At 36.2% G+C, this 9,972-nt stretch carries 9 protein-coding genes and 1 pseudogene; 9 read left to right on the top strand and 1 reads right to left on the bottom strand.

All coding sequences use genetic code 11. The features are described from left to right. The 4 genes and pseudogenes from VLZ86_RS00820 to VLZ86_RS00805 form a co-directional block, all read left to right on the top strand. Positions 1–225: pseudogene (locus VLZ86_RS00820) on the top strand (gliding motility protein GldL); the annotation flags it as partial. 46 nt (positions 226–271) lie between these two features. Beyond that, positions 272–1,810 (top strand): gliding motility protein GldM, encoded by a 1,539-nt coding sequence (gene gldM / locus VLZ86_RS00815; RefSeq protein WP_325447737.1) that lies wholly within the window; start codon positions 272–274, stop codon positions 1,808–1,810. Between the two features lie 68 nt (positions 1,811–1,878). Further along, a complete protein-coding gene (gene gldN, locus VLZ86_RS00810) occupies positions 1,879–2,778 on the top strand; it encodes a gliding motility protein GldN (RefSeq protein WP_325447735.1) in 900 nt (299 codons plus the stop codon). 188 nt (positions 2,779–2,966) lie between these two features. Next, positions 2,967–4,013 (top strand): FAD-dependent oxidoreductase, encoded by a 1,047-nt coding sequence (locus VLZ86_RS00805; protein ID WP_325447733.1) that lies wholly within the window; start codon positions 2,967–2,969, stop codon positions 4,011–4,013. A gap of 48 nt (positions 4,014–4,061) precedes the next feature. Here the strand turns inward: VLZ86_RS00805 and VLZ86_RS00800 are convergent, their stop codons facing one another. After that, the gene (locus VLZ86_RS00800; protein ID WP_325447731.1) at positions 4,062–4,472 is read right to left on the bottom strand and encodes a DUF983 domain-containing protein; all 411 of its coding nucleotides are present in this window, start codon (positions 4,470–4,472) and stop codon (positions 4,062–4,064) included. An 83-nt stretch (positions 4,473–4,555) separates the two neighbouring features. Between VLZ86_RS00800 and VLZ86_RS00795 the strand changes: the two genes are divergently transcribed. From VLZ86_RS00795 to VLZ86_RS00775, 5 genes are all read left to right on the top strand, one after another. After that, positions 4,556–6,463, top strand: a complete 1,908-nt coding sequence (locus tag VLZ86_RS00795) for an ABC-F family ATP-binding cassette domain-containing protein (protein ID WP_325447729.1) — start codon at positions 4,556–4,558, stop codon at positions 6,461–6,463. Between the two features lie 7 nt (positions 6,464–6,470). After that, the gene (locus VLZ86_RS00790; RefSeq protein WP_325447727.1) at positions 6,471–6,653 is read left to right on the top strand and encodes a CPXCG motif-containing cysteine-rich protein; all 183 of its coding nucleotides are present in this window, start codon (positions 6,471–6,473) and stop codon (positions 6,651–6,653) included. Between the two features lie 78 nt (positions 6,654–6,731). After that, a complete protein-coding gene (locus VLZ86_RS00785) occupies positions 6,732–8,006 on the top strand; it encodes a DUF2851 family protein (RefSeq protein ID WP_325447725.1) in 1,275 nt (424 codons plus the stop codon). Between the two features lie 34 nt (positions 8,007–8,040). Then, on the top strand, positions 8,041–8,268 hold the full coding sequence (locus VLZ86_RS00780) for a PspC domain-containing protein (protein WP_129016647.1): 228 nt from the start codon (positions 8,041–8,043) through the stop codon (positions 8,266–8,268). A 210-nt stretch (positions 8,269–8,478) separates the two neighbouring features. Beyond that, positions 8,479–9,972: alanine:cation symporter family protein (locus tag VLZ86_RS00775; RefSeq protein ID WP_325447721.1), on the top strand; the 1,494-nt coding region annotated here is incomplete at its 3' end.

Below are 9,972 nucleotides of genomic sequence, written 5' to 3'. Positions count from 1 at the left end.
AGAAAGTACAGTGAAGAAATGTCATTGGCTGCTGCTCAAATGGAGTCATTGAATAGCCTTTATAAAGTCCAAATGGATTCTGCAAGTCGTCAAGCTGCCATCAACGAAGAAGCTGTTGAAAATGCCACTAAGCTAAAAGATCAAATGCAATCGTTAGCCTCTAACCTTTCATCATTAAATGGTGTCTATGGTGGAATGCTTTCTGCAATGAACAGATCTAACTAGTAATTAGTAGAACGTAACCAAATCAACAACTAAAAACTATTTAGAAATGGCAGGAGGAAAATTATCCCCAAGACAAAAAATGATTAACCTGATGTATTTGGTGTTCATCGCAATGATGGCACTTAATATGTCTAAAGAAGTGCTTTCCGCATTTGGGTTAATGAACGAAAGAATCACTGATTCTAATGCATCGGCTGCGGTTCGTAACGCTGCATTTATGGAAGGTTTAGCGGCTAAGGCTGAAGAGCAACCAGCTAAATATCAACCAATAAAAGCAAAGGCAGATGCCATTGACAAACTTTCAACAGATTTCTATTCTTATATAGAATCCGTTAAAGGTGGGTTATTAAAATCCGTTAAAGATCCAAAAAATTATGAGGAAATGGATAGAACCGATTTCCTTGATGAGCAATGGTTCAACGGTGATAAATTGACTAAAGCTGGTCAGGAATTTTTAGACAACATCAAAACCTATAGAGAAGGTGTCATTCAAATTTTAGGTGAAGAAAATCAAGAAATCCAGGATGATATTCTTAAGAAATTCTCAACCAATGAAGAGACGACTAATGAAGGCATTAAAAAAGGATGGTTAACCTATCATTTTGAAGGATTTCCAATGGTTGCATCGTTAACCAAGCTAACGCAAATGCAGGCTGATGTCAAGACTATAGAATCTGAAGTATTATCTAACATGCTGGCAGGCGAGCAAGTAAAACAATTGTCAATGAAAAACTATTCAGCAATTGTGATTCCAGATAAAACTGCATTTTTTAGTGGTGAGAATTTTAAAGGAAAAGTTGTTTTAGGCCGTTTTGACAATACTCTTAATTTTGAGAAAATTGTTATTAATGGTAGAACATTGGATAATGTTGAGCAAGGTCAAGTCGTGTTGGACTTTCCAGCAGGTGCTGTGGGTGAACGTGATATTACTGGGACAATGCAGTTTAAGGAAGGTAATGAGATTGTTGAAATTCCTATTACTAGTAAATACGCGGTAGTTCCAAAACCAAACTCTGCTACTATTTCAGCAGATAAGATGAATGTGGTGTATAGAGGTGTTGACAACCCTATGACTATATCATTTGCCGGAGTATCAGATAATAATGTTTCTGCATCAGCTCCAGGTTTAAATAAGCTATCAGGTTCTGGTAAATATGTTATGAGACCAACTTCAGGAAAGGATGTAACGATCAATGTTACGGGAACACTACCTGACGGTTCTAAAGTGAGTGATAAATCGACTTTTAGAATCAAGGACATTCCAAAACCTTCTGGTACTATTGCAGGTCAAGCTGATAATGTGAGTTTGCCAAAAAGTAATGTTGAAATCGCAACGGTTAATGCTAAATTATTCGATTTTGATTTCGATTTAGATATCAATGTAACATCATTCAAGATTAAAGTACCTGGTCAACCAACAGTTACCGTTAACGGGAATAAAATGAATGATCAAGCAAGAAGTGCACTGCGTAAAGCCTCTAGAGGAGATGGTGTACAGATCTTTGAAATCAAATCTGAGATTAAAGGAAATAGCAGCATTAAATTGCTTCCTGCATCACCAGTATTTATTGAAATATCAAACTAATATAATTTAGGAACACTTGTCACGTTGTATACATCAAGATATTAATGTCCCAAATAATAATTAAAAAGATGAAATTAAAATATTGTTTATTAACCGTTTTAAGTATGGGGTTGGCAATGAGTTCAGTTGGTCAAACCAACTTGCTCAACGCAAAGACACCCGAAGAAATTGGTGTAAAATCTGAAGCGCAAATAGCATTGGATAATGACAGACCGCTTGAATACGGTTATGTTGATGATAGGGATATCATGTTTTCAAAAATGACTTGGGAAAAAGTTGTTCTTGATGAGCGTGTCAACTTTCCATTATATTATCCAATTGACACCAATAATATTGGCGCTAACAGACGCTCTTTGTTTGATGTGTTATGGAAAAACGTAAGGGAAGGAAAAATTGAAAACGTTTATGACGATTCATATTTTACCACCAAACGCCAGCCAAGAGACATTCAATCCATTATGTCAAAAACAGATACTTTGGATATTGGATACCAACAGTACAATTCAGAAGGATTTGTATCTCCAGAATATATTATTAATAGAGATATCCAATCTTATGATATTACTGCTTACCTCATTAAAGGTTTATGGTATTTTGACAAACGTCAAGGTGAATTAAAATACAGACTTTTAGGTATTGCACCAGCAGCACCTGATGTTAACTTTATTGACTCTGATGATGAGGCAAATAAGGAGCCTATTGCACTGTTTTGGGTATTTTATCCTGAAGTAAGACAAGTTCTTCATGAGGCAAAAGCTTTCAATAACAAAAATAGCGCAATGCCATTTTCGTTTGATCACTTGTTGAATTCAAGACGTTTTAACGGCTATATGTATAAGGAAGAAAACGTATATGGAGATAGAGAAGTCAGTACCTATGTGGCTGACAACGCACTCATGCAACTCTTGGAGTCTGATCGTATCAAGGATAAGATAAGAGATTTTGAACAAGATATGTGGTCGTATTAATAATAGATCATTAATATACATGAAACGCTCACTTTTTTAGTTGGGCGTTTTTTTATGCTCACTATTTTTTTAAAGTTGGTTTAAAATCATAGAAATTACTGAAACTTATTAGTTATAGGTCTTGATAAAGACTGTCGTCTCTAAAAATAATCTTTAGTACTCATTAAAACTTCCATATTTTTGCTGTTATGAAAGAAGTGGATTATATCGTGGTTGGTTGCGGATTGGCGGGTATCTCTTTTTGTGAAGAACTCAGGGCGCATGATAAATCCTTTGTGGTATTTGATGATCAATCCCAACAATCATCAATTGTTGCAGCGGGTTTATATAACCCGGTAATTCTAAAGCGCTTTACTGCGGTATGGAAAGCTGAGGAGCAATTAGAAATGGCTTTCCATTTCTATGAGGATCTGGAAAATTTATTGGGTGTTAAATTAGATTACAAACTGTCCGTCTATAGACGATTTGCATCAGTTGAAGAACAAAATGATTGGTTCAATGCTTCAGATAAACCTGCATTGGAGAGTTTTCTTTCCCCGAAGCTTATCAAAAATGACAACCCTGAAATAAATGCCCCCTATGGTTTTGGTGAAGTCCTTCAAACGGGTCGTATTGATACATCAACTTTGTTAAAACATTACAAGCTCTATCTAAAGACGATCAATAGCTACAGCAATGAAACTTTTGATTATTCTTTGTTAATCATTGGGAAAAATCATATTACCTATAAAAATGTCAAAGCTAAATTTATTGTTTTTGCTGAGGGATTTGGTATGGTTGGAAATCCGTTATTTGGAGATCTCCCACTGAATGTAGCTAAAGGTGAAGTGTTAACCATCAAAGCGCCCGACTTAAGGATGGATTTTATTTTAAAGTCATCGGTTTTTGTGGTTCCGGAACTTGACGATTGTTATTCTGTGGGTGCGACATACAATTGGACAGATAAGACTCATAATATTACTGAAGACGCTAAAACAGAATTGCTAGATAAATTAAGGAATCTCATCCGTTGTAATTATGAAGTGGTCAATCAAGTGGCTGGCATTCGACCTACCGTTAAAGATAGAAGACCTCTAGTTGGAGTACATTCAAAGTACCAAAACGCCGCCATCCTGAACGGCTTGGGAACACGTGGTGTGATGATTGGTCCCTATGTCGCCAAACAGTTGTTTTTACATTTGGAAAATGGATGGCCTCTGGACCCCGAAATAGATATCAGGCGTTTTCAATCTTAAAAATCTTAAAAAACGAATTCTGTTAGTTGATGAAAATTCAAACAGGGATTAATTTTCAACTTTTTCAACTTTCTGAGCGTTTTTAGCTAAATTTTCATCGTAATGCATGAAGAGATTGATCCAGATGTTTCTTGATATGCGCATAATAAATGGCATAAAAACAACGAGTGTTACGATAATGACAATAAATGACGTGGTTAAAGTTAAACCTAAAATAAGATAACTTATGATAAATGCCGCAACTGAAAAAGCCACGCCAACACCATAGCTGACGTACATGGCTCCAAAGAAGAATGATGGTTCCATACGGTATTTGGTGTTGCAGTTACTACATCTTTCACGAATTTTTAAGATGTCCATCAACGCGAAAGGGTTTGGATTAACGTACATAGATTCTTCATGGCATTTTGGACATTTACCAGTTAATATACTATACAACTTACTTCCTTTATTTATCATGGTAATTGATTACTTTTGCATTTTCAAATAAAACGCAAAATTAAGGTTTTTAAAACCAATGCTTTGTAACAATCCTTATAAAAATGCTCAACATACATAATCTTTCTATTTCTTTTCAGGGCGAATACCTTTTTGAAGACATCACTTTTATGCTCGGAGCTGGTGACAGAATCGGTCTCATCGGCAAAAATGGTGCTGGTAAATCGACCATGCTTAAAATCCTTTCGAAGGAAATGGAACCAGACACGGGGCAAATTGCCGCCGATAAAAACTTGAGCTTTGGCTTTTTAAAACAAGATATCGATTTTGTTTTGGGTAGGACTGTGCTTGAAGAGGCCTATGAAGCATTCAAGGAAATAAAGCAACTGGAGGCCAAGATTGATGAGATCAATCATCAATTAGTGGAGCGCACAGATTATGAAAGTGACATTTATCATCAGCTGATGGTTGATATTAGCGAAATCCAACACCAATACGAAATCATAGGAGGGTATAACTATCAAGGCGAAACTGAAAAAATTCTACAAGGCTTAGGTTTTAGGCGTGAGGATTTTAATAAGCTTACGGATACGTTCTCCGGAGGATGGCGTATGCGTATTGAACTCGCCAAATTATTACTTCAGAATAATGACATCCTACTTTTGGATGAGCCTACCAACCACTTGGATATTGAATCGATTATTTGGCTGGAAAATTTTTTAAAGAATTATGTTGGTGCGGTGGTGATTGTTTCGCATGACAAGATGTTCCTTGATAATGTAACCAATCGTACCATTGAAATTTCACTAGGAAGAATTTACGATTATAAAAAACCTTATTCTCAATATTTAGTGCTTCGGAATGAACTGAAGACTCAGCAATTAGCATCGCAAAAAAATCAGCAAAAACAAATTGAACAGACTGAAAAACTGATCGAAAAGTTTAGAGCAAAGGCTTCCAAAGCGACCATGGCACAATCGCTCATCAAGAAATTGGACCGTATGGATCGGATTGAAGTGGATGAAGATGACAATAGCGTGATGACACTTAATTTTCCAGTATCTGTGATTCCTGGTAAGGTTGTAGTTGAAGCGCATCAAATTTCAAAAAAATACGGTGATCTACAAGTGCTTAAAAATATTGACCTAAATGTAGAGCGCGAAAGCAAGATTGCTTTTGTTGGTCAGAATGGTCAAGGGAAGTCCACTTTAGCTAAGATTATTGTTGGAGAATTAAAACATGAAGGCCACTTAAAACTTGGTCATAACGTGCAAATCGGTTATTTTGCCCAAAATCAGGCCGAATATTTAGATGGTAGCAAAACAGTTTTGGATACCATGATTGATGCGGCCAATGAAAAGAATAGGAGTAAAGTGCGCGATATTTTGGGATCTTTTCTTTTTAGAGGTGAAGAAGCAGAGAAATACGTAAGAGTACTTTCGGGAGGTGAACGAAATCGATTGGCTTTGGCGAAGTTATTACTGCAACCTTTTAATGTTTTGGTGATGGATGAGCCTACCAACCACTTGGATATTAAATCTAAGAATGTGTTGAAAGAAGCTTTGAAAAGGTTTGAAGGCACCTTGATTTTGGTATCTCATGATAGGGATTTTCTTCAAGGTTTAACAAAAAGTGTATACGAGTTTAAAGATCAAAAAATTAAAGAGTATTTGGGTGATATTGATTTCTATTTAGACCAGCGGAACGTTGAAAATTTAAGAGAGGTAGAGAAACGTGATGTAGTTAAAGTAGAACCTAAAGAAACCAATAAACAGACTTACGAGGATCAAAAGAAACTTAAATCTTTGAACAATAGGTTAAGCAACGTAGAAGCCAAGATAAGTCAGCACGAAAAGGAGATCAAGACCATGGACGTGGCATTAGCCACTAATTATGATAAAACGGTTGCTGATCCTAAGTTTTTTGAACAATACGAATCGAAAAAGAAAAAACTTTCCAAGCTGATGACCGAGTGGGAGTCTGTACACGAAGAGCTTGAACATCTCAATTAACATCCTTATGGAAGAACATTTTTTTCAATGTCCCCATTGTTGGGAAGACATTTCAATGCTTATTGATTATTCCATTCCTCATCAAAGTTATGTGGAAGACTGCGAAGTTTGTTGCAATCCTATTCAAATAACCGTATCCATTTCTGAAGGTGAACTTAGAAGTTTCAATGCTGAAAGTATTGAGCAGTAATTGCCTCCACATTTTACTGATTGAAAATATCCATTTGACAATGTAAAAGTGACTCGTAATTGTCTTATTTTTAAGGATATGCAAGAGGCTTTTTTACATTATGTATGGCAATTTAAAAAATTTGATACGTCCAACTTAAAAACAACAGTAGGAGAAGCTATTACTTTGCATAACAATGGGCAGCCAAATTTAAATAGTGGTCCAGATTTTTTCAATGCTCAACTTGAAATTGAAGGACAATTATGGGCTGGGAACGTGGAAATCCATATAAAGTCGAGTGACTGGTACGTCCATAACCATGAAATGGATCCCACCTATGACAATGTCATTTTACATGTTGTGTATGAGCATGACACGGATATCTTCAGAAAGGATAATTCCATAATACCTACCTTACAATTAAAGAATTTAATTCACGCCAACGTATTTAATAATTTCCAAAAACTGTTGATGTCACCTCACAAATGGATCAATTGCGAACCGGATTTTGCTGAAGTTGAAGATTTTGTGATCTCCAATTGGTTGGAACGTTTGTATATTGAACGTCTTGAACGAAAATCAAGAACCATTGAAGTCTTGCTAAAGTCATCAAAAAATGATTGGGAGGGCGTTTTATTTAAACTTTTGGCTAAAAATTTCGGGTTAAAGGTAAATGGTGAGGCGATTTTAAGTATGGCCAATTCTTTTGATTTTTCTGTGGTCAGAAAAATGCAGTCACAACCACTTCAATTGGAAGCTTTATTTTTTGGTCAGTCAGGATTATTGGAAACACCTGTGGAAAATGGATATTTTCAAAACCTATCATCGGAATATCTATTTATAAAGCAAAAGTTTAATCTGTCAAACGATCAAGTCATTCCACTTCAGTTTTTTAGATTGCGGCCTCCAAATTTCCCTACCATAAGATTGTCGCAACTGGCGATGCTTTACCAGAAACATACTAATTTGTTTACAAAATTAATGGCAGCAAATACCATCGAAGATTTATATAAGTTGTTTCAAGTTGGCACTTCTGAATTTTGGCAAACCCATTTCACCTTTGAAAAAGCATCTCGAGATTCTAAAAAATTGTTGACCAAAAACTTCATTGATCTGTTGTTGATCAATACCGTACTTCCATTAAGATTTTGTTATTTGCAACATCTGGGTAAACCAGCCTCAGAATCTTGTCTTTTGATGGCACAAAATATTGCGTCTGAACAAAATGGAATAATAAAAGGGTTCAATAATCTGACCCCTATTTCAGATTCTGCTTTGACATCCCAAGCCCTGATTCAGCTTAAAACAGAATATTGTGACAAAAACAAATGCATGGCTTGCGCTATTGGTAATTCACTTTTAGCTAGGCAGTAATTGAGTTTAATCAATAAAATCAGTAATTTGCAGTATGAATATTTTTTATAGATCCTTATTATATTTTCAAAAACGTGGTTACTACGTATGTCAACGCATTGCAGACCGATTGGGGATTAGAGCAAAAGTAGTTCGGACGTCTTTTATGTACCTTACCTTCGTAACACTTGGCTTTGGATTTGCTTTATATTTGTTTATCGCATTTTGGATGCGTATCAAAGATTTAATCTACACAAAGCGGTCTTCTGTCTTTGACTTATAACGGTTTTAGGATTTTGATCCACAAATTCAAAATCTTTATTATTTAGGTAACAGCTTAAGTATAAAACAGGTAAATTTAAAAATCCAACTCGATTTTTGACCTCGGGTGATCTGCATTTCATTTTAACAACCAAATCTTTATAAAATCATTTTTTTTTAGCATCTTGTGGTGTTTTTTAACCAATTATTAATAACTAACTAAAATCCACCCATGAAGAAGTGTCTTCTTACCTTATTTATTACATTATTACCAATTTTAATTTTCGCTCAAGATTTTGATGTTAAAGGAGAAGCAATCAATCCCTCCGATAAAATTAATGACGGCATTATCAAAGTTACTGCATCCGGCGGAGTTCCACCTTACACTTACCGATGGAGCAATCAAAGCACACCTTTAAATTCTAATGAAGCGGTAGGTCTTACAGAAGGAATTCCTTATACCGTGGTCATAACGGATGCGGTTGGAGATACAAAAACTGTTGTATATACGGTAAAGACCCAAGCAATTACAGAAGTATTTAATGGAACAATGACCCCTGCAGTAGCCACTTTAGGAGCAGTTTTATTTTGGGATCCATTTGCTACAATAGGAGTATATGATCCAGTTGTATATGCTGATGCCAAACAAATAGGGGTTCCAGATTGGACAAATGAGGTAGAAAATAAATATATTCTTAAGGAATGGCTACAGCCAGAAGGAGCACGAGTGGCCAAAGATGTGCCAATTGCAATTATAACAGACAATGAAGGAAAGGAGATTACCATCCTCGCACCCGCGCGTGGAGAATTAAAATATCTAACTCAGGCCGGACAAACGATCTATAATTCGGATAATAAAAAGCATATTATTGAACAAGGGGCTCACTTTTTTGGCCAAATCCTATATGATAAGCCATTGGTCTTAACACATCCAAACGGTGATCCATTAACAAAACCAATTCCATTCATTGTGATATGGTTGGTATTAGGTGCTTTGTTTTTTACTTTGAGAATGGGCTTTATAAACTTCAGGGGATTTAGACACGCCATTGATTTAGCCCGAGGAAAATATGATGATCCTGATGCCCCTGGTCAAGTAACCCATTTCCAAGCATTGGCTACAGCAGTCTCTGGCACTGTTGGTTTGGGAAATATTGCCGGCGTTGCGGTAGCGATTTCATTAGGGGGTGCAGGGGCAACATTTTGGATGATTATCTGCGGTATTTTGGGTATGTCTACAAAATTTGTAGAATGTACTTTAGGTGTGAAGTATAGAGATATTTTACCAGATGGCCGTGTGTTTGGTGGTCCCATGAATTATTTACGCTATGGACTCGAAAAAAGACAAATGAAGGGTCTTGGTAAAGTTCTGGCTGGTTTATTTGCAGTTTTAGCGGTTGGTGCCTCTTTTGGAGGTGGAAATATGTTTCAGGCCAACCAATCTTTTGAACAGTTAGCTGGTCAATTTCCAGTGTTGGTAGGTCACGGATTTTGGTTTGGGATCGTTACAGCGGTATTGGTTGGCGTAGTTATTATTGGTGGAATCAGTAGTATTGCTAAAGTAACAGGAAAGGTAGTACCAATTATGGCTTCCATATATATAGTTGCAGCATTGGCAGTTATTATTATGAACATTCAAAACGTTGGGCCTGCGTTCGCAGCTATTTATGACGGTGCATTTAATGCATCGGCTTTAAAAGGAGGTGTCATTGGGGTTTTGGTAATT

The sequence above is a fragment of the Gelidibacter sp. genome (assembly GCF_035515035.1).
Lineage (GTDB): Bacteria > Bacteroidota > Bacteroidia > Flavobacteriales > Flavobacteriaceae > Gelidibacter.
This window is presented reverse-complemented; position numbering and strand designations above follow the sequence as displayed.